Below are 23596 nucleotides of genomic sequence, written 5' to 3' on the forward strand. Positions count from 1 at the left end.
GCCGCACGCGCGGGCCCCTGCGCGGGCGAGGGCGGTACGTCACCGGAGGCACCAGGATGAGCATCGGACACCTGCTGCTGTACGCCGCGCTCGTGGTGGTCGCCGTCTGGCTGGTCGCCGAGCTGCTCCTCCAGCACCGCGCCCCCGTGCACTGGCGGGCCCTGGCACTGGCGGGCTTCCTCTGCGTGGTCGCCGGGATGGCGCTCGGCTCGGTGCCGGTGATCGGCGCCGGTGCGGCGGCCTTCGCGGTCGGCCAGGTCTTCGTCACCCTCGCGGTCAAGCAGGGCCGCCCGGTCGGCTGGTCGCTCCGGCGCCCCGACGGCAGCCTCCCCGGCCCGCTGGCCCGGGTGCCGCTGCTCGCGGCCGCGACCGGCGGCGCCGCAGTGGCCGCTGCCGCCGTCGTCGTCGAGCCGGTCGGCGAGGTCGGCCCGGTCGAGGTGGAGCAGCCCGCCGAGCCCTTCGCCCAGATGCAGGAACTCACCCCGGACGACGGCATCTACTCCGAGGCTCCGGCCCCCGGCGGCTACGACTACAGCCAGCAGTACTACCAGCCCGACTACGGCCAGCAGCAACAGCAGCAGCAGTGGCAGGAGCAGCCGGTCGGGTACGGCTACGAGCAGCAGCAGTACCAGTACGAGGGCCAGTACCAGGACCCGTACGCGCAGCAGCAGCCGCAGCAGCAGGTCCAGCCCCAGTACGAGTACCAGCCGCAGCAACCGCAGCAGCAGCAGCAGCAGCAGTGGGACTACCAGCCGCAGTGGGACCAGCAGCAGCACGGCTGACCCGCGCGCAGGGGGCTGATCAGGACTCGTATCCCTCGACCTGGGCGGCCGGGCGGACGTGCGCCGCGTCGGGGTTGTCGCCGTACTCGGTGCGGGCGCGGCGCTGCCGCAGCAGGTCCCAGCACTGGTCGAGCTCGACCTCCAGGGCGGCCAGGTCGCGCTGGGCCTGTTCGGCGTCGGCCTGGCCGGAGGCGATCCGCTCGCGGAGCTGCTTCTCGGCGTCGACCTTGGCGCTGATCGCCGACAGGATGTCGGCGTCGGTGTGCTGCTGGCTGCGCTGCTGGAAGTCGGACATCTCGGCTCTCCGGTGCGTGGTGGGCTGGGCGATCACCGCTCATCCTGGGCCCGTGGGCGGCCGCCCGCATGCCGGGGAACAGGCGCGTCGCCGCGTTGGTTGCAGGGCCCATGAGCTACGAGGAGTACCAGCGCGCGAACCTGTTCTTCGACTCGAAGGACTTCATCGGGGCGGCCGCCATCCTGACCCCGATCGTCGAACAGCAGCCGGACAACCGCGCTGCCGTCGAGCTGCTCGGGCGGTCGTACTTCCACAGTGCTCAGCTGGGCCGCGCCGAGCGGGTCTTCCGCCGCCTGATCGAGCTGGACCCGGGCAACGGCTGGGCCTACGAGGTGCTCGGGCGGACGCTGGAGCGGCGCGGCGAGGCCACGAGCGGGGCCCGGTACCGCAAGCTCGCGGCCGCGATGGGGGTCGAGGCGGCGTAGGCACCTGACCCGGGCCTCAGGCCGGGGGTGTCAGGCCGGGCCGAGTTCCGTCGCCAGGATGGAGGCGGACATGCCCGCGCGGGCGAGACCGCCGCCCGGGTGGGCGGTGGCGCCGATCAGCCGCAGGCCCGGGAGCGCGGTGGCCCCGGCCGGGGCCAGGAAGGCGCCGTCGGCCCCGGCGAGCGAGGGCGGGGTGTGCGGGCCGAGCTCGGCCGGGGTCAGCAGCCTGCGCCACAGGACGCGCTCGCGCAGGTCCAGGCCGGCCCCCGCGAGGTGGGCCAGCAGGTGGTCGGCGTACGCCTCGAAGTCGGCCGTGGCGAGCTGCGGCACGGTGACGGTGAGGGTGACGGCCTCGTGGCCGCTGTCCGGTACGAGCGTGGGGTCGTCCGGGCGGTGCACCTGGACGGTGGGGTGCTCGGGCAGCGCCGGGGCGGTGGTGAGCGCCGCCAGCTCCCGGTCGTTGTCGTGTGCGTGCACCACGGTGCGGAAGGGCGTCCCGGGTGGGCGGGCGCCGCGCAGCGCGAGCAGGCAGCTGAAGCGGCTCCAGCCGACGCCAGGCGCGGCAGGTGCGGCGGGCGCCGGGCCGGGGGCGATGCTCCGGCCGTACAGCTCACGCTGGTCGATCGCGGAGAGCACCAGGTCGGCGGCCAGCCGTTGCCCCCCGGCGACGACCCCGCAGGCCCGCCCCTGCTCGACCAGCACCTCGGCGACGGGTGCGTCGAAGCGGAACTCCACGCCGCGCTGCTCGCACCGCCGGTGCACCGCGTCGGCGAGCGCCCGCAGCCCGCCGCCGACGTACCAGACGCCGAACGACTGCTCCATGTACGAGAGCACGGCGGCCCCCGCCGGGGCGGTGCGCGGGTCGAGGCCGAAGCGCAGCGCGTGCTCCTGGAGCAGCGCGGTGAGGCCGGGGTGGCCGCCGAGTTCGCGGGCCGCGACATCGGCCAGTGTCCGGGTCGGGCGGGCCAGCCGGGCGAGGCCGCGGCGGGGCGCCGCCGGGTAGGGGTCGGTGTGCAGCGGCCGCGGGTCGGTGGGCAGCGGCTCCTCCAGCAGCGGGCGGCGGGTCGCCTCCCAGACCGCGCGGGCCCGGTTGGACACTGCCCCCCAGCGCTCGCCCGAGCCGGGCCCGAAGGCGGCGTCCAGGGCCTGTCCGACCCCGCCGCGCGAGGCGTTGGGCAGCAGCAGATCCGTGCCGTCGGGGAAGAGGTGCCGGCTCTCCGGCTCGACCGGAGTCAGCGTGACCAGCTGCTCCAGCGGCTCCCGCCCGGTCTTCAGCGCCAGGTCCCGGTACACGGCGGGCAGCGTGAGCAGCGTCGGCCCGGTGTCGAAGGCGAAGCCGTCCCGCTCGTACCGGCCGAGCCGGCCGCCGTAGGTGCCGCTCGCCTCGCAGACCGTCACCCGGTGCCCGAGGGTGGCCAGCCGGGAGGCGGCGGCCAGCCCGCTCATTCCTGCGCCGATGATCACGATCCGTGCCATGGGAGGAGATTTTAGACCGACCGGCAATTGGGGGGCGGGTCTGGGTACGGGTACTCAGACCAGAACTGAGTATTCGTACGGATGGCCTCCGACCTGCGGGAACGGCAGAGTGGCGGGCAGCGGCTGTGCACCGCCGACACGGGGGCGGCGGAGCACAGCCCGGGGGTTTGTCAGTGGCGCCGGTCACGATGGGGTTACGCGGGTCAAGCAGACTCGCGGCGCCCGCATCGGACCGGGGGAGTTCATGACCATCAGCCACCCTGAGACCGTCTCCGAGCCCACCGACCACGGCCCCGTCGTGCCCGCCCAGGGCCGTGGCGCCGACGTGCACCCCGTGCTGCTCAGGGCCTCCGCGCCGCCCGCCGCCCTCGACCTGCTCCGGCACGCCCACGGCACGCTGGAACGGGCCCGCCGGATGGACGACCCACTGCAGCGGTACGCGACCGCGCACCTGGCCGCGCTGCGGACGACCGCGGCGGTGCTGGCGGTGCGCGGGCGGCCCGAGCGCAACCCCCGGCGCCGCCGGGCCATCCGCAGCGCCTGGGACGTGCTGCCCGAGATCGCCCCCGAGCTCGCCGAGTGGGCGCTCTACTTCGCCGCCGGGGCGCGCCGCCGGGCCGCCTCCGAGGCGGGCATCCGAGGCGCGGCCAGCGCCCGGGACGCGGACGACCTGCTGCGCAACGCGGCGCTGTACCTGCGGATCGTCCAACGCCTGCTTGGGCTGCACCCGCAGTAGACGGCCGCTGCTGCTGACGGACCCTCTAAGGTTGGGGCATCCGTCTGTTCTGTCTGTGCTGAGGAGTCTCCGCCTTGTACCCGACGCGTCCCCGCAGTGCCCTGCGTACCGCCGTGGTGTGGGAGGTGGTCCGTACGGCGCTGGAGAAGCGCGCCGCCGAGTTGGACCAGCCGGTGCTCGACGTGCTGGACACCGGCGGCGGCACGGGGAACTTCGCCGTCCCGGTCGCCCGGCTCGGGCACCGGGTGACGGTGGTGGACCCGAGCCCGGACGCGCTGTTCGCGCTGGAGCGGCGGGCCGCCGAGGCCGGGGTCACCGAGCTGGTGCGGGCCGTCCAGGGGGACACCCAGACGCTGCCCGAGGTGATCAGCCCGGCGACGGTCGACGCGGTGCTCTGCCACGGCGTGCTGGAGATGGTCGACGACCCGGCGGAGGCGCTGGGGAACCTGACCGGGACGCTCCGCAAGGGCGGTCTGGTCAGCCTGCTGGCGGCCAACCGGAACGGCGCCGTGCTGGCCCGTGCGCTGGCCGGGCACTTCAACGAGGCCCGCGCGGTGCTCGACGCGCCGGACGGGCGCTGGGGCTCGCACGACCCGATGCCGCGCCGGTTCAGCAGTGAGGAGCTCGACGGGCTGGCCCGCGCCGCGGGGCTGCGGGTCGAGTCGGTGCACGGTGTCCGGGTCTTCGCCGACCTCGTCCCCGGGGTGCTGGTCGACACCGAGCCGGGCGCGATGGACGCCCTGCTGAAGCTGGAGCTGGCCGCTGCCGAGCAGCCCGCGTTCCACGCCGTGGCGACCCAGCTGCACCTGCTCGCGTCGCTGACCTGACATTCGTCGGGGCCACTCGGGCACTTGTGCCCGTGCTTCGGCGTTGGGCACCGTGCGGGACACCGCGCGGACGTGGCTCGGGCCACGTCGGTTCGACCACCCCGAACCGCGCCGGGGGACCGTATGATCTGGGTAAAGCCGGAAAGCATGACAGCCAGACGCATGGGGCATATGGACCACACAAGGCCGGGCCAGGGGTGGCGGACCGGTTGCCCCGCGACCGACGAGTAGGAGGACTCCGTGCCGCTCTCGGAGCACGAGCAGCGACTGCTCGAGCAGATGGAGCGAGCGCTGTACGCCGAAGATCCCAAGTTCGCGTCAGCGCTTGAGGGAACCGGGCTGCGCACCTACACCCGTCGGAGGGTCTACCAGGCCGCCGCAGGGTTCGTGGTGGGCATTGCCCTCCTGATGGGGGGCATGGTCGCTCAGCTCATCTGGGTGAGTGTCGTCGGGTTCCTGGTGATGCTGGGCTGCGCGGTCCTCGCCGTCACCGGCTGGAGGCGTGGCCCGGTCGGGCAGGGGGCAGGTCCTAAGCCGACCTCGCCGCCGCGACGAAAGGCCGGTGTGATGGACCGGATGGAGCAGCGCTGGCAACGCCGTCGCGACGAACACGACGGCATCTGAACAGGCAGCTTCGCTGAACCACGGAGACCTGGAGAAGGTGGGGCGGACAGTCGGAAGACTGTCCGCCCCACCTTTCTGCTTGCCCCGGGTCAGCCCTGGGTCAGCCCTGGGTCAGCCCGGCTGGTCGCAGGCCCCCGGGACGGCGTAACGGGAGACCTTGATGCCGTGGACCGACTCGGTGCGGCAGAGCCGGAAGCGGGCGGCCAGCGCGGCCAGCTTCGCGCGGTCGCGGGCCGACGGGCCGGGGCGGGGCTTCGGATCGGTCACCACGACCACCTGGCGGGTCTGCGGAGCCCGCAGCGCCGCCGTGATCCGGCCCGGGTCGGCCTCGACCCCGTTGATCGTCCCGGAGTCGGTGCCGCTCTCGGCGAGCGCGAGATCGCGCAGCCCGGCGAAGGCCCTGGGGGAGTAGAGGGCGGCCTCCCGACGGGCCGAGGGGATGAACAGGACGGCGTCACCCGGTCGGCCCAACTGCTGCACGGCGCGGGCGGCGGCCGCGACGTCGTTGGGCCGGGCCTCCGGCGAGCGCAGGCCGCGCTCCACCGGCAGCAGGGCGAGCAGCAGGCCCGGCAGCGCGAGCGCCGCCAGCACCGGCCTCACCCCGGCCCGGAGCAGCGCCCGATCCAGTGCCCGATCCAGCGCCGGGCCGAGCAGCAGCGACAGCCCCGCGTAGCTGTAGACCACGTACCGGTCGACGTAGAGCGGGTCGAGGTAGGAGACCAGGATCAGCACGGCCGGGGGTAGCACCAGCAGCGGGAGCGCGACGGTGCGCAGCCGGAGGGCAGTGCCCGCCTCGCCCGCCGTCGGGGGCAGGCAGGCGCAGAGCGCGCCGACGGCGGCGGTGAGGGAGGGGGCCCAGACGTCGGACCAGCCCGGTGCGGTGATCCAGCTCACCTGGTCGGCCTGCTGCCGGCTGACCAGGGCCAGCGGGACCAGCCCGAGCAGCGCGCCCGCCGTCGCGACCGCCCAGCCCCGGCGGACGGCGCGCGGGGCCCGCCCCCAGCAGAGCGTCACCCCGTGGGCGGCCACGGCGAGCACCGCGAACTCGTGCAGCAGGGCGGCGACCAGCACGGCCGTGCCGTACCCGGCCCAGGCCGCCCGGCCCGGCCGCTGCCAGGCGCGCACCAGCAGCAGGGTCGCGGCCACGACGGCCGCGCAGACCAGCGCGTACGAGCGGCCCTCCTGGGCGTACTGCTGGACGGCGGGCAACGGTACGAAGGCCAGGCCGGCCAGCAGCCCCGCGCGGGGGCCGGCCAGGCGGCGGGCGATCTCGGCGACCCCGGCGGCGGCTGCCGCCATCGCGAGCACCGAGGGCAGCCGCAGGGCCGTCAGACCGCCGTCCCAGAGTGCGAAGGTGCCGTGCAGGAGCAGGTAGTAGAGCCCGTGCACCGCGTCGATCTCCCCGAGCAGCCGCCACAGCTCGGGCAGGCTGCGGTGGGCGACCTGGTACGTCACCACCTCGTCCCGCCAGATGCTGCCGTCGCGGGTGATGCCCCAGAGCCCGAGCGCCAGCATCAGCGCGGCCGGGGCGAGCACGACCTGCCAGGGGCGCAGGCGGGAGTCGGCGGTGGGCGAAGGGGCTTCGGGTGTCACGGTCACTCAGTATGCGGACCGCACCGGGTGCGGCCGACGCGCGGCCCCCCTGCCGTCGGCGGCAGGGGGGGCCGGCGGTCGGTCAGTCCCGCCGGAAGCGGGCCGGGACGAGCCGGCGCAGGCGGGCCCGGAGGACGTCGGCGCGGTCGTGCCCGCGCTCGCGGGCCGACATGATCCGGTCGGCCGCCCGGCGGCGGACGCGGGCCGAGGAGGCCGGGAGCAGCGTCGCGCGGGCCCGCTCCCGCCGCCCGGCGGCGGACCGCAGGCCCTCGGTGACCACCCGGACGTCGCCGCCGAGCGGCGCCTGCGGGCCGCTCTCACGGCCGTACAGCACCCGTTCGGTGGCCAGTGCCACCCGCCCGGCCGCCGCCTCGGCGGTGGCGTCGAGCCGCCCGGCCTCCGTCAGCTGCGCGACGGTGCGGCGCGGGGTGGCGGCGTCGTCCGGCGGGATGCCCAGATCCCAGGCGCTGTCGATCAGCTCCTCCCAGGCGGCGAGCACCTGGGCCTCGGAGAGCTCGGGCGCCCCGGGGAGGTGGCGCCCGGCGCCGAGCCGGCGCCTTCGCAGCCGCGACCGCCAGAGCATCGGCGCGGCCAGCAGGCAGAGCAGCAGCAGGACGACGGCGAAGCCGGTCAGGGCCGGCCAGCCGAGCCACCACGAGTCGTGCCGCTGGGTGACGGCGACGGCGCGGTCGTCGCCGCAGTCGCTGATCCGGTGCGGCATCGCGGCGCAGCTGCTGCTGGAGCTCGGCCCGGCCGAGGGCTGGAGGCTGGGCCCGGAGCTCGGCTCGGCGGAGCTGGCGGCCGGGGCCGGGACGTTCTTCACCTCGGTGTACGAGGGAGGTGTGCCACGGCTCGGCGTCGGCTCGAAGCGCAGCCAGCCCGCACCCTTGAAGTACAGCTCGGGCCACGCGTGGTAGTCCTCGCTGCGCTCGATGTACTTGCCGGTGCCGAGGACCTTGCCCGGCACGAAGCCGATCGCGACCCGGGCCGGGATGCCCAGGGTGCGGGCCATCGCGGCCATGGTGCCCGCGAAGTGCACGCAGAAGCCGGTCTTGTCCTGGAGGAAGCGGACGATTCCGTCGCTGCCCGTGCTGGCATCGACCTGGAGCTTGTACTGGAACGGCCCGTGGGCGAACCAGTTCTGCAGTGCGACGGCCTTGTCGTACGGGGTGACCATGCCGTCGGTGACCTGGTGGGCCGTCTCGGCGACGACCGAGGGCAGATTGGCGGGCATCGCGGTGTACTGGCTCACGATGTCGGCCTCGGGCTGCGCGGCGAGCCTGAGCTGTTCGCCGGTGGGCTGGAGATCCTGGCTGGTCACGTGGTACCGCAGGCCGGTGGTCTTCTGCCCGTTTTCGCCGACCAGGGCCCGGCTGCCCGGTTCGAAGCGCCAGTGGCCGGGCACCTGCACCGACTCGGCGGGGTAGGGCACCGGCAGCCATTCGGTGACCAGCTGGTCGGAGATCTGCACGTCGGTGCTGACCGGGGTGGCGGCGACCGAGCTGTCGAGGCCCTGCGGCCGGGGCAGCGGGTTGGTGACGGCCCGCAGGTTCTGCGTCTTCGAGAAGTTCCACTGGATGCCGTCGAAACTGTCCAGCGAGGCGACCCGCAGGTACATCTGGTCGGCGGTGCGCGCGTCCGTGATGTAGCTGAACAGCTGGACGTCGCTCTGCCGGTTGAGGTTCGCCGTCAGCGCGACCACCGGGTTGAGCGAGGTGAGGCCGGTGCCCCGGCCGTTGCCGGGCCCGCTGCCGTCCCCGTCGCCCGCGAGCAGGCCGAGGCCGCCCTGCGGGACGAAGACCGGCAGGACGAGCGCGCAGACCAGCGCGAGCAGGCCGATCCGGTGGCCGCTGTGCGAGAGCGGGCCGGGTGTGCCCTGGGTGCCGCTGCCGTGGAAGATCCGCCCCCAGCGGGAGAGCCGGTCCTGGCCCTCGGCGAAGAGCAGCAGCAGGTAGCCCGTGGCCGCGGCCGGGAACCAGAACCAGCTGCCGTCGCCCCCGGCCAGCCCGGTGCCCACCGAGTACAGCGCGAGCAGCGGCAGCCCGGCCGCCGCCGCCCGGCGGTAGGTCACCGCCAGGGTGTCGACCAGCACGGCGATCAGCCCGACCGACCCGGCCAGGATCAGGCTGATACCCGGGCTGGCGGGGGCCGGGATGGAGTACTCCTGGATGTCGGTGCGCCCGGAGGTCAGCAGGGCGTCCAGCGCCCGGGTGGCGTTGGTGCCCGGCAGGAAGCCGAAGGCGAGCGAGGAGCCGACGTTGGCCAGCAGCACCGCGTACGCCACGATCACCAGCTGGCCCAGCGGGACGAGCCGCCGGTGCAGCGCCAGCCGGCGCAGCCCGGCGCCCGCCGCGGCGGCGACGGCGATCAGGAGGAACGCCTGGCCGATCCAGCGGCTCGGGTGGACGAGCGGTATCAGGCAGAGCGTCGTCAGCGTTGTCGCCAGCGCCGAGTAGAGCGTCAACTTCGCGCGGGTGGTCACTCGCCGACCTCGTTTCGGTGGGGCGCAGCGTTCCGGTAGGGCCCGGTCCGGGTGGAGTGGTCGGCGAGCCGCCAGAGCGCGGGCACCGAATCCCCGGCCTGGGCGGGCAGGACCGTCCAGCCGGCCTCGCGCAGGCGCTGCGCCTGGCGGGCGGCCTGCGGGTCCGCGACCTCCGGCATGAGCAGGCGCAGGCCCGCCCAGGTCGCGGTGTCGAGCAGGACGGCCACGGCGGTTCCTGCCGTGCGGCGCAGCCGTCCGAGCCGCTCGAGCTGCTCGTCGTCGACCGAGCCGAGGACGGCGACCAGCAGGCCTTCGCCGCCGAGCCGCAGCACCTCCTCGGCGCGGCCGAGGCTGCTGCCGTCGGAGTGCTCGACCACCGCGAGGGCGTCGAGCAGCATCCCGGAGGACTCGGCGATGCCGGTGACACCGCCGCCTTCGGGGCCGGGCACGGCGAGGCCGGTGTCGGTGAGCAGGCGCGTCCGGTAGCCGCGCTCCATCAGGTGGACGCCCACCGACGCGGCGCAGCTGACCGCCCACTCGAAGGAGGAGGCGGGGCCGTTGCCCCGGTGGGCGGTCTCCCGGGTGTCGAGCAGCACCGTGGCACGGGCCTTGAGCGGCTGCTCCTCCCGGCGGACCATCAGCTCGCCGTACCGGGCGGTGGACTTCCAGTGCACCCGGCGCAGGTCGTCGCCGTGCCGGTACTCGCGCGGGATGACGTCGTCGTCCCCCGCGAGGGCCAGCGTGCGGGTGTTGCTGTCGCCGTGCCCCGTCCACTCGCCGACCAGCCGGACGGCGGGCAGCGGCTGCACCTGGGGGACGACGGTGAGCACGTCCGAGGCGTTGAAGGCCCGGGTCAGCTCGCACATCCCGAACGGGTCGGCGACCCGCAGCTGGAGCGGCCCGAGCAGGTAGCGCCCGCGCAGGTCGGAGCGGACGCGGTAGGAGACCTCGCGGAAGCCGCGCGGCTCGACCCGGTCGAGCACGAAGCGCGGGCGCGGCCCGAGCACGTACGGCACCCGGTCCTCCAGCAGCAGCAGGCCGGTGGGCACCCGGGAGACGTTGTCCAGCCGCAGGTGGACGCGGGCCTCCTGCCCGGCGGCGGCCCGGTGCGGGGTGAGCCGCCGCCCGCCGGCCACCCGGTAGCGGGTGCGCAGCAGCAGGACGGCGGAGGCCAGCGGCAGGGCGGCGAGCAGCACACCGACCTGGAACAGGGCGTCCTGCCCGAAGGCGTAGGAGCAGAGGGCGGAGGTGATCCCGGCGGCCAGGAAGGACCGGCCGCGGGTGGTCAGCCCGCGCAGGCCCTGCCGGAGTCCGGAGGGCTTGTCGACCGCCGACACCTCAGGCCCGGCCCTGCGGGCGGGGGATGGGCAGCCGGGCGATCAGGTCGGTGACGACCTGCTCGCTGGTGCGGCGGCTCAGCAGGGTCTCGGCGGTGGGCAGCAGGCGGTGGGCCAGCACCGGTACGGCGAGCTCCTGGATGTCGTCCGGCGTCACGTACTCGCGCCCGTCCAGGGCGGCGGCGGCGCGGGCGGCGCGGACGAGGTGCAGCGTCGCGCGCGGGGAGGCGCCGAGGCGCAGCTCGGGGGAGTTGCGGGTGGCGCCGACCAGCTCGACGGCGTACCGGCGGACCGGCTCGGCGACGTGCACGGTGCGGACGACCTCGATCAGCTTGAGGATGTCGTGGGCGTGCGCGACGGGCTGGAGGTCGTCGAGCGGGTTGGCGCCGCCGTGCAGGTCGAGCATCTGGAACTCGGCCTCGGGGCTCGGGTAGCCGATCGAGATCCGGGCCATGAAGCGGTCGCGCTGGGCCTCGGGGAGGGGGTAGGTGCCCTCCATCTCGACCGGGTTCTGGGTCGCGATGACCATGAACGGCGAGGGCAGCTCGTAGCTGGTGCCGTCGATGGTGACCTGGCGCTCCTCCATCGACTCCAGCAGTGCGGACTGGGTCTTCGGCGAGGCGCGGTTGATCTCGTCGCCGACCACGATCTGGGCGAAGATCGCGCCCGGCCGGAATTCGAAGTCGCGGCGGTTCTGGTCGAAGACACTGGTGCCGGTGACGTCCGAGGGCAGCAGGTCCGGGGTGAACTGGATCCGGCGGACGGTGCAGTCCACGGACTTGGCGAGGGCCTTGGCCAGCATGGTCTTGCCGACGCCGGGGACGTCCTCCAGCAGCAGGTGGCCCTCGGCGAGCATCACGGTGAGGGCGATTCTGACCGCCTCCGGCTTGCCCTCGATGACGCTCTCGACCGAGGCGCGGACGCGCTCGACCACTGCGTTGAGCTCGTGCAGCCCGGCCGGGCGCGCGGCGCCCGCTCCGGCCGTGGCGGTCTGTCCGTTGTAGGTCGTCACCCGTATGCTCCCAGCCCGATCTTCCGCCGGTTCCCCCGTTCCGGGCCCGGCCCCACCCCGATGACGCGGCCCGCCGCCGGACGGTTTCGTCGGCGGCGGTGGCGCGCGGCCAGGCCGCCCCAGGTGGTGCGGGGCGCGCCGGCAGGCGCATTGTCCCCCGCGGAGTGACCAGAAGTCACCCACAAGGGTCTGCGGGAGCCATCGGGGGAGGGGGACCTACACGATTTCCCGGAGCAGCCCGGTGTGGACGTCGAAGACGAAGCCGCGGACGTCGTCGGTGTGCAGCAGGAAGGGCGAGGTCCGGACCCGCTGCATGGACTGGCGGACGTCGCCGTCCAGGTCGACGAAGGACTCGACGGCCCACTGGGGGCGCTGGCCGACCTCGAGCTCCAGCTCGCGGCGGAAGTCCTCGGTGAGGCCCAGGAGGCCGCAGCCGGTGTGGTGGATCAGGGCGATCGAGCGGGTGCCCAGGGCGCGCTGGCTGATGGTGAGGGAGCGGATGGTGTCGTCCGTCACCACGCCGCCGGCGTTGCGGATCACGTGGGCGTCGCCGAGCTCCAGGCCGAGTGCGGCGAAGAGGTCGAGCCGGGCGTCCATGCAGGCCACCACGGTGACCTTCTGGACGGGCCGGGCGTCCATGCCGCCGTCCTCGAAGCCGACCGCGTATGCGCGGTTGGACGCGAGGAAGCGGTCGATGATCGCGGGCTTCGGCGCACCATCGGGCACGGCGGCGGCGGTGGTGTCGGCAGCGGCGGACGGCGTGGGCCGGTCGGGGGTCACTGTCATACCGATGACGCTAATAGGATTTCGCCTTCCGTGGTGATGGCGGGGGGTGCCCAATCCACCGGTGTGATGGAGCACATAGCGGGGCGCGGGGGGCGCACGGCCCTCGAATCCCGGTCTGCCCCATTCTGTCCCGGCGCGCGCGGCGGTCGGCACGCGGCCTCGCCGGGAGTGCCACCGGCGCCGGGCCGACGCCTCCCACCTGCGCGGACGGATACCTCCGGCCGGGTGGTGCGCCGTCGCGGACGATTGACTGAGGCCCCCGCCGCGATAGAGTGGCGCCGCAGTGGAGCACACCCGACCCGCGCCGTCAACCGCGCTCTGCCGGTCGATCTCCGGGCCCGTACGCAGCCCGCGGCCTCCACCCGCTCCGTGCCTCCTGGCGCACCTTCCCCGGTGCCGGGCGGCCTCTCCTTCCCCAGGCGAGCGGGCGGGGACCACGGGCGGCGTGCGGAGCCCGGCCCGCGGTGGTCCAAAATGGTGCCCAGGCCCCTGATCAGGGAGCCTCGCAACAGACCGAAGAAGGGCGCCACCGCGCATGAGCACCGACCCGGCATCCAAGCACGTCTCGGTGATGCTCCAGCGCTGTGTCGACGCGCTGGCCCCCGCGATCTCCGCGCCCGGCGCGGTGGTGGTCGACGCGACGCTGGGCCTGGGCGGACACAGCGAGGCGCTGCTCACGCAGTTCCCCGAGGTCCGGCTGATCGCCACCGACCGTGACCCGTCCGCGCTGGAGCAGGCCGGGCAGCGGCTGGCCCGGTTCGGCGACCGGGCGACGCTGGTGCACGCCGTCTACGACGAGATCCCGCAGGTGCTGGCCGACCTCGGCGTGCCCAAGGTGCAGGGCATCCTCTTCGACCTCGGCGTCTCCTCGATGCAGCTGGACGAGACCGAGCGAGGCTTCTCCTACTCGCAGGACGCGCCGCTCGACATGCGGATGGACCAGACCCGGGGGCTGACCGCCGCCGACGTGCTGAACACCTACGGCCACGGCGAGCTGGCCCACATCCTCAAGTTCTACGGCGAGGAGCGGTTCGCCGGGAAGATCGCCTCGGTGATCCTGCGCGAGCGCGAGAAGGAACCGTTCAGCACCAGCGCGCGTCTGGTCGAACTGGTACGGAACGCCATCCCGGCCGCCACCCGGCGCACCGGCGGCAACCCGGCCAAGCGGACCTTCCAGGCGCTGCGGATCGAGGTCAACGGCGAGCTGGAGGTGCTCGACCGGGCCATCCCCGGCGCGCTCGACTCGCTCGTCGTCGGTGGCCGGATCGTCGTGATGTCCTTCCAGTCGCTGGAGGACCGCCTGGTCAAGCAGCACTTCGCGGCCGCGGCCACCAACACCGCGCCGCCGGGGCTGCCGGTCGTCCCGGAGGAGCACCAGCCCTGGCTGAAGCTGCTCACCCGGGGTGCCGAGCTGCCCACGGAGGAGGAGATCGAGGAGAACCGGCGCGCCGCATCCGTACGGCTGCGCGTGGCGGAGAGGATCAGGGACCGAAGCACTCCCCGGCGCTGATCGGGCAGCGGGGGAACGACGGCGAGGAGAAGAGCGGTGCCGGTGGCCGGCGGAAGGGTCCGGGAGAGCAGGATGCTCCCCGGGCAGGGGGGCAGAGCGCGGATCACCGTCCGCCCCGGGAGGCGGCCGGTCCGGGGCCGGGCGCCGTTCGTGGTGCTGGTGGTCGCGCTGCTCTCGGGCGGCCTGCTCGGCCTGCTGATGCTCAACACGGCGCTGAACGAGGGCACCTTCGAGCTCTCCCGGCTGCAGAAGCAGACCACCGAGCTGACGGACCAGCAGCAGACCCTCCAGAAGCAGATCGACCAGGGCGCGGCCCCCGACGCGCTGGAGCGCCGGGCCCGCGAGCTGGGCATGGTGCCCGGCGGCGACCCGGCCTTCCTCCAGGACGACGGCAAGGTGCTCGGCAAGGCCGGCCAGGCGGAGGACAAGCCGCCGGTGCCGCGCTCGGGCAACGAGCTCTGGGGCTCCCAGCAGAGCGCCGCGCCCAGTGCTGCGCCCAGTTCAGCAGTGCCCAGCTCGGCAGCGTCCAGCCCCGCGCCGAGCAGCCCCTCGCCCGGTGCGTCCGACGGCGGGGTCCAGATCGACACCGCGCCGCCCGCCGCACCGCCGTCCGCCCCGGCCGGAGGTACGCCGCGATGAGCACCCCCCGTCAGCCCCCCAGGGGCAGCGGCCCGCGCCGTCCGGCCCCGCGCCCCGGCGAGCGGGCCCGTGCACCGCGCCAGCGCGCCCCCGAGCCGCGCCGGGCGCCCGCCGGGCGGCCGCGCCCGGCGGCCCCCCGGCCGCAGCCGCGCGCGATCAAGCTGGCCGACCCGCGCCGCCGCCTGCGGTTCGTCACCCTCTCGCTGGCGCTGGTGCTCTCGGTCTTCGCCGGGCGGCTCGTCCAGCTCCAGATGTTCGACTCCGACGAGCTGGCGGCGGGCGCCGTCGCGAACAAGTACGTCGACATCAAGCTGCCCGCCGAGCGCGGCTCGATAACGTCCGCCGACGGCGTCGTGCTGGCGACGACCGTCGACGCGTACGACATCACGGGTGACCCGTCGCTCTACACCCCGGCCGTGTCGCACCTGCCGGACGCGCCCGAGCAGGCCGCCGCGCTGCTCGCCCCGATCCTCGGCCGGACCAAGGAGCAGCTCGCCGCCGCCCTGCACACCCCGAGGACGAAGTGGGCGATGCTCGCCCCCCGGCAGAGCCCCGAGACCAAGAAGCAGATCGCCGACCTGCGGACGGCCCTCAACAAGCAGATCGACAGCAAGGCCTGCCGGGCCCAGCGGGCGCTGCTGACCAAGCCCGTCGACCAGGGCGGGCGGCAGTACCTGGACGCCGGGTGCGTCAACCCGCTGCTCGGGATCATCCCCACCGACACCAAGCGCCGCAGCTACCCGGCGGACGGCCTGGCCGCGAACCTGATCGGCTACGTCAACGTGGACGGCACCGGCACCGGCGGCCTGGAGCTCCAGTACGAGCACGAGTTGGCGGGCCGGGCGGGCAAGACCACCGGCGCCTCGGCGGGCGGCCGGGCGGTGGCGACCGGCAGCGGCCAGCAGTCGCCGGTGCCCGGCACCGACCTGCGGCTGACGATCGACCAGGACATCCAGTGGGCCGCCCAGCGGGCGATCACCGACCAGGTCGCCAACGCCGGGGCGGAGAAGGGCTACGTCGTCGTCCAGGACGTGAAGACCGGTCAGGTCCTCGCGATGGCCACCTCGCCGGGCTTCAACCCGAACGACCTGGCGAACGCCAAGCCGCCGCAGCTGGGCAACGCCGCCCTCTCGGACGCGTACGAGCCGGGGTCGACGGCGAAGCTGATGACGATGGCCGCCGTGCTGGACACCGGCACGGCCTCCTGGGACACCCACGTCACCGTGCCGAACACCCTCCAGCGCTCGGACCGGGTCTTCCACGACGACGTCGAGCACGAGACCTGGTACCTGACGCTGGCCGGGGTGCTGGCCAAGTCCTCCAACATCGGCACCATCGAGGCGGCCGAGCACCTGGGCAAGACCCAGCCGGAGTCGAACCAGGTGCTGGGCGACTACCTGCACAAGTTCGGCATCGGCCAGCCGACCGGCGTCGGCTTCCCCGGGGAGACCCGGGGCATCCTGGCCAAGCCGGAGGACTGGAAGGGCTCGCAGCAGTTCACCATCCCGTTCGGGCAGGGCCTGTCGGTGAACGCGCTGCAGGCGACCTCGGTGTTCTCCACCATCGCCAACGGCGGGGTGCGGGTGGCGCCGAGCCTGCTGGCGGGCACCACCGGGCCGGACGGCCGGTACGTGCCGAGCCCGGCCGGGGCGCAGACCCGGGTGGTGAAGCCGGAGACCGCCAAGACCCTCACGGAGATGCTGGAGTCCGTCGTCACCGACGAGCAGGGCACCGGCGGCAAGGCCCAGATTCCGGGCTACCGGGTCGCCGGCAAGACCGGAACGGCCAACCGGGTGGACCCGAAGACCGGCAAGTACTCCGGCTACACCGCGTCCTTCATCGGCTTCGCCCCGGCCGAGGCACCCCGGGTGACGGTCTCCTGCGTGATCCAGGACCCGGTGAACGGCCACTTCGGCGGCCAGCTCTGCGGGCCGGTGTTCAAGCAGGTGATGGAGTTCACGCTGAAGACCCTCCAGGTCGCGCCCAGCGGCAGCGAGGCGCCCAACCTGCCCGTCGACTGGAAGCCCTGATGAGTCCCGCCACAGGCCGAGGTGATGATATGAACGCGACAGCCGCCGACCGGTTTGGCCCTGGGGCCCCTTCGGCCGATAGCCTGCCCGCCGTGCCGAAACCCGATCAAATCTCCGCAAGCCCGCCCCGACCGAGCAACCCGGCGGTGACACCGCTGGCCGAGGTGGCCCGGCTGCTGGGCCTGGAGCCCGTCCAGGGCGGCCAGGTCAGCGGCATCACGCACGACTCGCGGGCCGTCCGGCCGGGCGACGTGTACGTCGCCTTCGGCGGTGCCAACGTGCACGGTGCGCGGTTCGCCGCCCAGGCCGTCGAGGCCGGCGCCGTCGCCGTGCTGACCGACGCCGAGGGCGCCGGCACCGCCGCCGACTGCGGGGCGCCGCTGCTGGTGGTGGAGAGCCCGCGCGCCGCGATGGGCGAGCTGGCCGCCGCGCTCTACGGGCACCCCGGCGAGCAGCTGCTGAGCATCGGGCTGACCGGCACCAACGGCAAGACCACCACCGCGTACCTGGTCGAGGGCGGCCTGCGCGGCGCCGGCAAGCTGCCCGGGGTGATCGGCACCGTCGAGATGCGGGTCGGCGAGCACCGGATCAAGAGCGAGCGCACCACCCCCGAGTCCACCGACCTGCACGCCGTCCTCGCGGTGATGCGCGAGCGCGGTGCGGACGCGGTGGTGATGGAGGTCTCCAGCCACGCCCTGGTCTTCGGCCGGGTCGACGGGATGCGCTACGACGTCGCGCTGTTCAACAACCTGACGCCCGAGCACCTCGACTTCCACCCCGACATGGAGGACTACTACCGGGCCAAGGCCCGGCTCTTCCAGCCGGACAGGGCCGCGCGCGGCGTCGCCAACCTGGACGACGCGTACGGCCGCCGGATCGCTGCCGAGGCGCCGATCCCCGTCACCACCTTCTCCGCCAAGGGCGCCCCCGAGGCCGACTGGCGGGCCGTCGACGTGCAGCTCGGCCCGACCGGCTCGACCTTCCGGGTGCTCGGGCCCGGCGGCGCGGCCGCCGACGCCTCGGTGCCGCTGCCCGGCCCGTTCAACGTCGCCAACGCGCTCGGCGCGATCACCGCCCTGGTCACCGCCGGGCTGCCGCTGGAGGCCGCCGTCACCGGCATCGCCGCCGTGCCCGGCGTCCCCGGGCGGCTGGAGCGGGTCGACGCCGGGCAGCCGTACGTCGCCGTGGTCGACTACGCGCACAAGCCGGACGCCCTCCAGGCCGTGCTGGAGTCGCTGCGCGAGGTCACCAAGGGCCGCCTGCACGTCGTCGTCGGCTGCGGCGGCGACCGCGACCCCTTCAAGCGGGCCCCGATGGGCGCCATCGCCGCCCGGCTTGCCGACACCGCCGTGCTGACCAGCGACAACCCGCGCTCCGAGGACGCGCTGGCGATCCTCGCCAGCATGCTCGGCGGCGCCGTCGAGGTGCCCGAGGCCGAGCGCGGCGACGTGCTCGTCGTACCGGACCGGGCCGAGGCCATCCGCGACGCCGTCGCCCGCGCGCACGCCGGGGACACCGTCCTCGTCGCGGGCAAGGGCCACGAGGTGGGCCAGTACGTGAAGGGCGAGAACCGCCCCTTCGACGACCGCCAGGTGCTGCGCGAGGCCATCACGCAGACGACCCGAGGAGACAAGCAGCCGTGATCGCACTCTCGCTCGCCGAGATCGCCGAGGCCGTCGGCGGCACCCTGGACTCCGCCGACCCGGCGGCCCTGGTCACCGGGCCGGTCGACCGCGACTCGCGGCTGATGGGCCCCGGCGGCCTGTTCGCCGCCGTGGTCGGCGAGCACGTGGACGGGCACGACTTCGCCGAGCGGGCGGTCGCCGCCGGCGCCGTCGCCGTGCTGGCCAGCCGTCCGGTGGGCGTGCCCGCCGTGCTGGTCGAGGACGTCGTCGCCGCGCTGGCCAGGCTGGGTCGGGCCGTGGTCGACCGCGCCCCGCAGCTCTCGGTCGTCGGCCTCACCGGCTCGGCGGGCAAGACCAGCACCAAGGACCTGATCGCCCAGCTGCTCCAGCGCCACGGCGAGACCGTCTTCACCGAGGGCTCGCTCAACAACGAGATCGGCGCCCCGCTGACGGCCACCAAGGTCACCGGCACCACCCGGCACCTGGTGCTGGAGATGGGCGCCCGGCACAAGGGCGACATCGCGTACCTGACCGACATCGCGCCCCCCAGCATCGGCCTGGTGCTCAACATCGGCACCGCGCACGTCGGGGAGTTCGGTTCCAAGGCCGCCATCGCCGAGGCCAAGGGCGAGCTGGTCGAGGCGCTGACCGGTGACGGCACCGCCGTGCTCAACGCCGACGACCCGCTGGTGCGGGCGATGGCCGAGCGCACCAAGGCCAAGGTGCTGTACTTCGGCGAGAGCCCCGACGCCGACATCCGGGCCACCGGAGTTCGCCTCGACGACGCCGGGCGGCCATCGTTCACGCTCGTCACCCCAGCCGGTTCCGCAGCCGTACAGCTGCGCCTGTACGGTGAGCACCACGTCTCGAACGCCCTCGCCGCCGCCGCGGTGGCGGTGGCGCTCGGCATGTCCGTCGACGACACCGCCGCTGCCCTGGGCGAGGCGGGTGCGCTGTCCCGCTGGCGCATGGAGGTCGTCGACCGGGCGGACGGTGTCACCGTCGTCAACGACGCCTACAACGCGAACCCCGAGTCCATGCGGGCCGCGCTCCGGGCGCTGGTGTCGATGGGGGGCCGGGGCCCGGAGCGCCGCCGCACCTGGGCGGTGCTCGGCGAGATGCGGGAGCTCGGCGAGGACAGCCTCTCCGAGCACGACGCCATCGGGCGCCTCGCGGTCCGGCTCGACGTCACCAAACTGGTGGCGGTCGGCGGCCGGGACGCGGCCTGTATGGAACTGGGCGCGAGGAACGAAGGTTCGTGGGGTGAGGAGTCGGTGCTGGTGTCCGACGCGGACGCGGCGGTCGAGCTGCTGCGCGGTCAGCTGCGGCCTGGGGACGTGGTCTTGGTGAAGGCGTCCCGTTCGGTGGGTCTCGAGCGGGTGGCCGCCGCACTACTGGCCGATGTGCCACTGGCCGATGGAGCCGCCCAATGATGAAGCAGGTACTTATCGCGGGCATGATCGGCCTGGTGCTCTCCCTGCTCGGGACACCGATGCTGATCAAGCTGCTGGCCAAGCACGGCTACGGCCAGATGATCCGTGACGACGGCCCCAAGGCGCACCACAGCAAGCGCGGTACGCCGACCATGGGCGGCATCGCCTTCATCCTGGCCGCCCTCATCGCCTACGGCGTGACCAAGGCGATCTCCGGGGAGATGCCCACCGCCTCCGGGCTGCTGGTGCTCTTCCTGACGGTGGGTCTGGGCCTGGTCGGCTTCCTCGACGACTACATCAAGGTCGTCAAGCAGCGCTCGCTCGGCCTGCGGGCCAAGGCGAAGCTGTTCGGCCAGTCCTTCGTCGGCCTCGCCTTCGCCGTGCTGGCCCTGCAGTTCCACGACGCCCGGGGCATCACCCCGGCCTCGACGCACCTGTCCTTCGTCCGGGACTTCAGCTGGTCGATCGGGCCCGTCCTGTTCGTCATCTGGGCCTATTTCATGATCGCCGCGATGTCGAACGGCGTGAACCTGACGGACGGTCTGGACGGCCTGGCGACCGGCGCCTCGGTGATGGTCTTCGGCGCGTACGTCTTCATCGGCGTCTGGCAGTACGGCCAGAGCTGCGCCTACATGGTCCGCGCCACCGCCGACTGCTACGACGTCCGCGACCCGCTGGACCTCGCCGTGGTCGCCGCCGCGCTGATGGGCTCCTGCTTCGGCTTCCTCTGGTGGAACACCTCGCCCGCCAAGATCTTCATGGGTGACACCGGCTCGCTCGCCCTCGGCGGCGCGCTCGCCGGGCTCGCGATCTGCTCGCAGACCGAGCTGCTGCTCGCGCTGCTGGGCGGCCTCTTCGTGATCATCACCCTCTCGGTGATCATCCAGGTCGGCTCGTTCCGGATGACCGGCAAGCGCGTCTTCAAGATGGCCCCGCTCCAGCACCACTTCGAGCTCAAGGGCTGGAGCGAGGTGCTGATCGTGGTCCGCTTCTGGATCATCCAGGGCCTCTGCGTCGCCGTCGGCCTCGGCCTCTTCTACGCGGGCTGGGTGACGGGATGACCGTCCCCTCCTGGAGCGGTCTGTCCGTCGTGGTCGCCGGCCTCGGACTCTCCGGCGTGAGCGCGGCCCGGGTGCTGCGCTCGCTCGGCGCCGAGGTCACCGTGGTGGACGGCGGCGACAGCCCCGCCCTGCGGGCCAAGGTCGCCGAACTGGGCGTCGCCGCCCAACTCGGTGACGGCGGGACGCTGCCCGAGGGCACCGAACTGATCGTCACCTCGCCCGGCTGGCCGCCGAACAGCCCGCTCTTCCTGGCCGCCGCCGAAGCCGGCGTCCCGGTCTGGGGCGACGTCGAGCTGGCCTGGCACCTGCGGCGCCCGCTGCCGCAGACCGGCGAACCGGCCCCCTGGCTGGCCGTCACCGGCACCAACGGCAAGACCACCACCGTGCAGATGCTCGCCTCGATCCTCACCGCCGCAGGGCGCCGCACCGCCGCCGTCGGCAACGTCGGCGTCTCCGTGCTCGACGCGGTGCTGACCGGCTTCGGCGACGACGACGTGCCGTACGACGTGCTGGCCGTCGAGCTCTCCAGCTACCAACTGCACTGGGCGCCCTCGCTGCGCCCGCACTCGGCCGCCGTGCTCAACCTGGCGCCCGACCACCTGGACTGGCACGGCTCGATGGAGGCGTACGCCGCCGACAAGGGCCGGATCTACCAGGGCAACCGGATCGCCTGCGTCTACAACCTCGCCGACCCGGCCACCGAGGCGCTGGTCCGCGAGGCCGACGTCGAGGAGGGCTGCCGGGCCGTCGGCTTCGGCCTCGGCGCCCCCGGGCTGTCGCAGTTCGGGGTCGTGGACGGACTGCTGGTGGACCGCGCCTTCGTGCCGGACCGCCACAAGAACGCCGCCGAACTCGGCTCCGTCGAGGACGTCAACCCCCCGGCACCGCACAACATCACCAACGCCCTGGCCGCCGCCGCCCTGGCCCGCGCCTACGGCGTGGACGCCAAGGCCGTCCGCGAGGGCCTGCGGGCCTTCCGCCCGGACGCCCACCGGATCGCCCAGGTCGCCGTCGTCGACGGCGTCACCTACGTGGACGACTCCAAGGCCACCAACACCCACGCCGCCGCCGCCTCGCTGGCCTCGTACCAGCCGGTCGTCTGGATCGCCGGAGGCCTCGCCAAGGGCGCGACCTTCGACGAGCTGGTCACCGGTGCGGCGGCGCGGCTGCGGGGCGTGGTGCTGATGGGCGCCGACCGGGCGCTGATCCGCGACGCACTGGCGCGACACGCGCCGGATGTCCCGGTGATCGAAGCGGCGGCGGGTGAGACTGGCGCGGTGGCGATGGCCTCGGTGGTCAGCGCTGCCGCCGGGCTCGCCCGATCGGGTGACACCGTCCTGCTGGCGCCGGCCTGTGCCTCGATGGACATGTTCACCAACTACGGCGAACGCGGCGACCTCTTCGCGGCGGCAGTGCTGCAACTCGGGCGTTAACCCCAGGGGCGCGGGGCTCTGCAGGATTGACTACGTGCGCGAGGCGGTAGGTGCGGCGCCGTCACTCCCGATTTCGCGCAGTTCCCCGCGCCCCTGGGGCTGGCCGGTTGCGTGCGCCCCTGGGTTGACGCTTTGAGAAATTTTGGGGGGACCGCATGCCGCCGCAAGGCAAGCTGCAGGTGATCTCGGCGACCACGACGGTGTTCAAGTCGGAGGGCCCGCTGGGGCGGCTCAAGGCGCTGCGGGGCCGGGCGCGGTACCTGCTGGCGCGGCCGTTGACGCCGTACTACCTGATCCTCGGGTCGGCCATGCTGTTGGTGGTGCTGGGGCTGGTGATGGTCTTCTCGTCCTCGCAGATCCTGGTGATGCAGCGTCACCTGCCGATCACGTTCTTCTTCCGCAAGCAGCTGATCGCGGTGCTGCTGGGCGGGGCGCTGCTGATGGTGCTGGCCCGGATGCCGCTGAAGCTGATGCGGGCGCTCGTCTACCCGCTGCTCTGTGCGGTGGTCGGGGCGCTGCTGCTGGTCGCCATACCGGGCATCGGCATGGAGGTGAACGGCAACCGGAACTGGATCAACCTCGGGTTCTTCCAGGTGCAGCCCTCCGAGTTCGCCAAGCTGGCGCTGGTGCTGTGGGGCGCCGACCTGCTCGCGCGCAAGCAGCGGGGCAGGCTGCTGGACCAGTGGAAGCACCTGCTGGTGCCGCTGGTGCCGGGCACCCTGCTGCTGCTCATGCTGATCATGATCGGCGGCGACATGGGCACCACGATGATCCTGATCGCGATGCTCTTCGGGCTGCTCTGGATGGTCGGCGCGCCGCTCAGGCTGTTCGGCGCGACCCTCGGCATCGCCGTGGTCTCCTGCACCGCGCTGATCATCACCGTGCCGCACCGGCTCGACCGGCTGGCCTGCATCGGCGTCACCAAGCCGGACCCGGCGCTGAACTGCTTCCAGGCCCTGCACGGCCTCTACGCCCTCGCTGCGGGCGGCCTGTTCGGCTCCGGCCTCGGCGCGGGCGTCGAGAAGTGGGGGCAGCTGCCGGAGGCGCACACCGACTTCATCTTCGCCGCGACGGGCGAGGAACTCGGCCTGGTGGGGACGCTGTCGGTTCTCGGTCTCTTCGCGGCACTAGGCTACGCGGGTATCCGAGTGGCCATCGGCACGAAGGACCCCTTCGTCAGGTACGCCGCGGGAGCCGCCACCACGTGGATCATGGCGCAGGCCATGATCAACCTGGGGTCGGCACTGGGACTGCTGCCCATCGCGGGCGTCCCGCTCCCGCTGTTCTCCTACGGAGGGTCCGCCATGCTGTCGGCCCTGTGCGCCATCGGTGTGCTGCTCTGCTTCGCGCGCAGCTCACCGGGGGCCAGGGCGGCACTGGCCGCCCGGAGCAACAACTCCCGGATCAGGACACGCCTGGCCCGGGTGCTGCCACGACGACGAACCACAGCGCGCCCTGCTCCCCGGCCGGCGCGCAGGGAGCGGTGAATT

At 73.7% G+C, this 23596-nt stretch carries 20 protein-coding genes; 13 read left to right on the forward strand and 7 right to left on the reverse strand.

What is annotated here, in order from left to right; all coding sequences use genetic code 11:
• The first annotated feature begins 56 nt into the window (after positions 1-56).
• The gene (locus ACR68M_RS26020; RefSeq protein ID WP_441246538.1) at positions 57-782 is read left to right on the forward strand and encodes a hypothetical protein; all 726 of its coding nucleotides are present in this window, start codon (positions 57-59) and stop codon (positions 780-782) included.
• A 19-nt stretch (positions 783-801) separates the two neighbouring features.
• Here the strand turns inward: ACR68M_RS26020 and ACR68M_RS26025 are convergent, their stop codons facing one another.
• Entirely contained in the window at positions 802-1077 is a 276-nt protein-coding gene (locus ACR68M_RS26025; protein ID WP_441251721.1) for a DUF2630 family protein, read from the reverse strand.
• Positions 1078-1187: 110 nt separating this feature from the next.
• On the opposite strand from ACR68M_RS26025, the gene ACR68M_RS26030 reads away from it, so the two are divergent.
• Positions 1188-1502: a tetratricopeptide repeat protein gene (locus ACR68M_RS26030; protein WP_441246539.1), complete on the forward strand. Its 315-nt coding sequence runs from the start codon at positions 1188-1190 to the stop codon at positions 1500-1502.
• A 30-nt stretch (positions 1503-1532) separates the two neighbouring features.
• Here ACR68M_RS26030 and ACR68M_RS26035 read toward each other — a convergent pair whose 3' ends face one another.
• Complete coding sequence (locus tag ACR68M_RS26035; RefSeq protein WP_441246540.1) at positions 1533-2978, reverse strand: phytoene desaturase family protein; 1446 nt, start codon at positions 2976-2978, stop codon at positions 1533-1535.
• A 244-nt stretch (positions 2979-3222) separates the two neighbouring features.
• Here ACR68M_RS26035 and ACR68M_RS26040 point away from each other — a divergent pair, with 244 nt between their 5' ends.
• The 3 genes from ACR68M_RS26040 to ACR68M_RS26050 all read left to right on the forward strand — a co-directional run bounded on the left by ACR68M_RS26040 (position 3223) and on the right by ACR68M_RS26050 (position 5165).
• Positions 3223-3714, forward strand: a complete 492-nt coding sequence (locus tag ACR68M_RS26040; RefSeq protein WP_441246541.1) for an SAV_6107 family HEPN domain-containing protein — start codon at positions 3223-3225, stop codon at positions 3712-3714.
• Between the two features lie 74 nt (positions 3715-3788).
• Positions 3789-4541: a methyltransferase domain-containing protein gene (locus ACR68M_RS26045; RefSeq protein WP_441246542.1), complete on the forward strand. Its 753-nt coding sequence runs from the start codon at positions 3789-3791 to the stop codon at positions 4539-4541.
• Between the two features lie 240 nt (positions 4542-4781).
• Positions 4782-5165 (forward strand): DUF3040 domain-containing protein, encoded by a 384-nt coding sequence (locus ACR68M_RS26050; protein ID WP_441246543.1) that lies wholly within the window; start codon positions 4782-4784, stop codon positions 5163-5165.
• Between the two features lie 111 nt (positions 5166-5276).
• On the opposite strand, the gene ACR68M_RS26055 is transcribed toward ACR68M_RS26050, so the two are convergent.
• The 5 genes from ACR68M_RS26055 to ACR68M_RS26075 form a co-directional block, all read right to left on the reverse strand.
• Positions 5277-6758 (reverse strand): glycosyltransferase family 39 protein, encoded by a 1482-nt coding sequence (locus ACR68M_RS26055; protein WP_441246544.1) that lies wholly within the window; start codon positions 6756-6758, stop codon positions 5277-5279.
• Positions 6759-6840: 82 nt separating this feature from the next.
• Positions 6841-9240, reverse strand: a complete 2400-nt coding sequence (locus ACR68M_RS26060; RefSeq protein WP_441246545.1) for a transglutaminase family protein — start codon at positions 9238-9240, stop codon at positions 6841-6843.
• A complete protein-coding gene (locus ACR68M_RS26065; RefSeq protein WP_441246546.1) occupies positions 9237-10577 on the reverse strand; it encodes a DUF58 domain-containing protein in 1341 nt (446 codons plus the stop codon). Before ACR68M_RS26065 ends, ACR68M_RS26060 begins: the two co-directional genes overlap by 4 nt.
• A 1-nt stretch (position 10578) precedes the next feature.
• Positions 10579-11589: an AAA family ATPase gene (locus ACR68M_RS26070; RefSeq protein ID WP_441246547.1), complete on the reverse strand. Its 1011-nt coding sequence runs from the start codon at positions 11587-11589 to the stop codon at positions 10579-10581.
• A gap of 216 nt (positions 11590-11805) precedes the next feature.
• On the reverse strand, positions 11806-12375 hold the full coding sequence (locus ACR68M_RS26075; RefSeq protein WP_441246548.1) for a beta-class carbonic anhydrase: 570 nt from the start codon (positions 12373-12375) through the stop codon (positions 11806-11808).
• Between the two features lie 535 nt (positions 12376-12910).
• Here ACR68M_RS26075 and rsmH point away from each other — a divergent pair.
• The 8 genes from rsmH (at position 12911) to ftsW (ending at position 23593) form a co-directional block, all read left to right on the forward strand.
• On the forward strand, positions 12911-13885 hold the full coding sequence (gene rsmH, locus ACR68M_RS26080; RefSeq protein WP_441246549.1) for a 16S rRNA (cytosine(1402)-N(4))-methyltransferase RsmH: 975 nt from the start codon (positions 12911-12913) through the stop codon (positions 13883-13885).
• Positions 13886-13957: 72 nt separating this feature from the next.
• Positions 13958-14524 (forward strand): cell division protein FtsL, encoded by a 567-nt coding sequence (locus ACR68M_RS26085; protein ID WP_441246550.1) that lies wholly within the window; start codon positions 13958-13960, stop codon positions 14522-14524.
• Positions 14521-16554: a peptidoglycan D,D-transpeptidase FtsI family protein gene (locus ACR68M_RS26090; RefSeq protein ID WP_441246551.1), complete on the forward strand. Its 2034-nt coding sequence runs from the start codon at positions 14521-14523 to the stop codon at positions 16552-16554. The genes ACR68M_RS26085 and ACR68M_RS26090 overlap by 4 nt, the downstream gene beginning before the upstream one ends.
• 29 nt (positions 16555-16583) lie before the next feature.
• A complete protein-coding gene (locus ACR68M_RS26095; RefSeq protein WP_441246552.1) occupies positions 16584-18197 on the forward strand; it encodes a UDP-N-acetylmuramoyl-L-alanyl-D-glutamate--2,6-diaminopimelate ligase in 1614 nt (537 codons plus the stop codon).
• The gene (locus ACR68M_RS26100; RefSeq protein WP_441246553.1) at positions 18194-19612 is read left to right on the forward strand and encodes a UDP-N-acetylmuramoyl-tripeptide--D-alanyl-D-alanine ligase; all 1419 of its coding nucleotides are present in this window, start codon (positions 18194-18196) and stop codon (positions 19610-19612) included. Before ACR68M_RS26095 ends, ACR68M_RS26100 begins: the two co-directional genes overlap by 4 nt.
• On the forward strand, positions 19612-20673 hold the full coding sequence (gene mraY / locus ACR68M_RS26105) for a phospho-N-acetylmuramoyl-pentapeptide-transferase (RefSeq protein WP_441246554.1): 1062 nt from the start codon (positions 19612-19614) through the stop codon (positions 20671-20673). The genes ACR68M_RS26100 and mraY overlap by 1 nt, the downstream gene beginning before the upstream one ends.
• Positions 20670-22106, forward strand: coding sequence for a UDP-N-acetylmuramoyl-L-alanine--D-glutamate ligase (gene murD / locus ACR68M_RS26110; RefSeq protein WP_441246555.1), 1437 nt, complete (start codon positions 20670-20672; stop codon positions 22104-22106). Before mraY ends, murD begins: the two co-directional genes overlap by 4 nt.
• 155 nt (positions 22107-22261) lie before the next feature.
• Complete coding sequence (gene ftsW / locus ACR68M_RS26115; protein WP_441246556.1) at positions 22262-23593, forward strand: putative lipid II flippase FtsW; 1332 nt, start codon at positions 22262-22264, stop codon at positions 23591-23593.
• Positions 23594-23596: the final 3 nt, after the last annotated feature.

Source organism: Kitasatospora sp. McL0602 (assembly GCF_052076145.1).
GTDB lineage: Bacteria > Actinomycetota > Actinomycetes > Streptomycetales > Streptomycetaceae > Kitasatospora.

What these genes read in the sequence shown, in the direction of transcription:
- ACR68M_RS26025 (WP_441251721.1), bottom strand. Translation starts at nt 1,077, where the DNA reads ATGTCCGACTTCCAGCAGCGCAGCCAGCAGCACACCGACGCCGACATC.
- ftsW (WP_441246556.1), top strand. Translation starts at nt 22,262, where the DNA reads ATGCCGCCGCAAGGCAAGCTGCAGGTGATCTCGGCGACCACGACGGTG.
- ACR68M_RS26035 (WP_441246540.1), bottom strand. Translation starts at nt 2,978, where the DNA reads ATGGCACGGATCGTGATCATCGGCGCAGGAATGAGCGGGCTGGCCGCC.
- ACR68M_RS26020 (WP_441246538.1), top strand. Translation starts at nt 57, where the DNA reads ATGAGCATCGGACACCTGCTGCTGTACGCCGCGCTCGTGGTGGTCGCC.
- ACR68M_RS26030 (WP_441246539.1), top strand. Translation starts at nt 1,188, where the DNA reads ATGAGCTACGAGGAGTACCAGCGCGCGAACCTGTTCTTCGACTCGAAG.
- murD (WP_441246555.1), top strand. Translation starts at nt 20,670, where the DNA reads ATGACCGTCCCCTCCTGGAGCGGTCTGTCCGTCGTGGTCGCCGGCCTC.
- rsmH (WP_441246549.1), top strand. Translation starts at nt 12,911, where the DNA reads ATGAGCACCGACCCGGCATCCAAGCACGTCTCGGTGATGCTCCAGCGC.
- ACR68M_RS26075 (WP_441246548.1), bottom strand. Translation starts at nt 12,375, where the DNA reads ATGACAGTGACCCCCGACCGGCCCACGCCGTCCGCCGCTGCCGACACC.
- ACR68M_RS26085 (WP_441246550.1), top strand. Translation starts at nt 13,958, where the DNA reads ATGCTCCCCGGGCAGGGGGGCAGAGCGCGGATCACCGTCCGCCCCGGG.
- ACR68M_RS26040 (WP_441246541.1), top strand. Translation starts at nt 3,223, where the DNA reads ATGACCATCAGCCACCCTGAGACCGTCTCCGAGCCCACCGACCACGGC.
- mraY (WP_441246554.1), top strand. Translation starts at nt 19,612, where the DNA reads ATGAAGCAGGTACTTATCGCGGGCATGATCGGCCTGGTGCTCTCCCTG.
- ACR68M_RS26090 (WP_441246551.1), top strand. Translation starts at nt 14,521, where the DNA reads ATGAGCACCCCCCGTCAGCCCCCCAGGGGCAGCGGCCCGCGCCGTCCG.
- ACR68M_RS26095 (WP_441246552.1), top strand. Translation starts at nt 16,584, where the DNA reads ATGAACGCGACAGCCGCCGACCGGTTTGGCCCTGGGGCCCCTTCGGCC.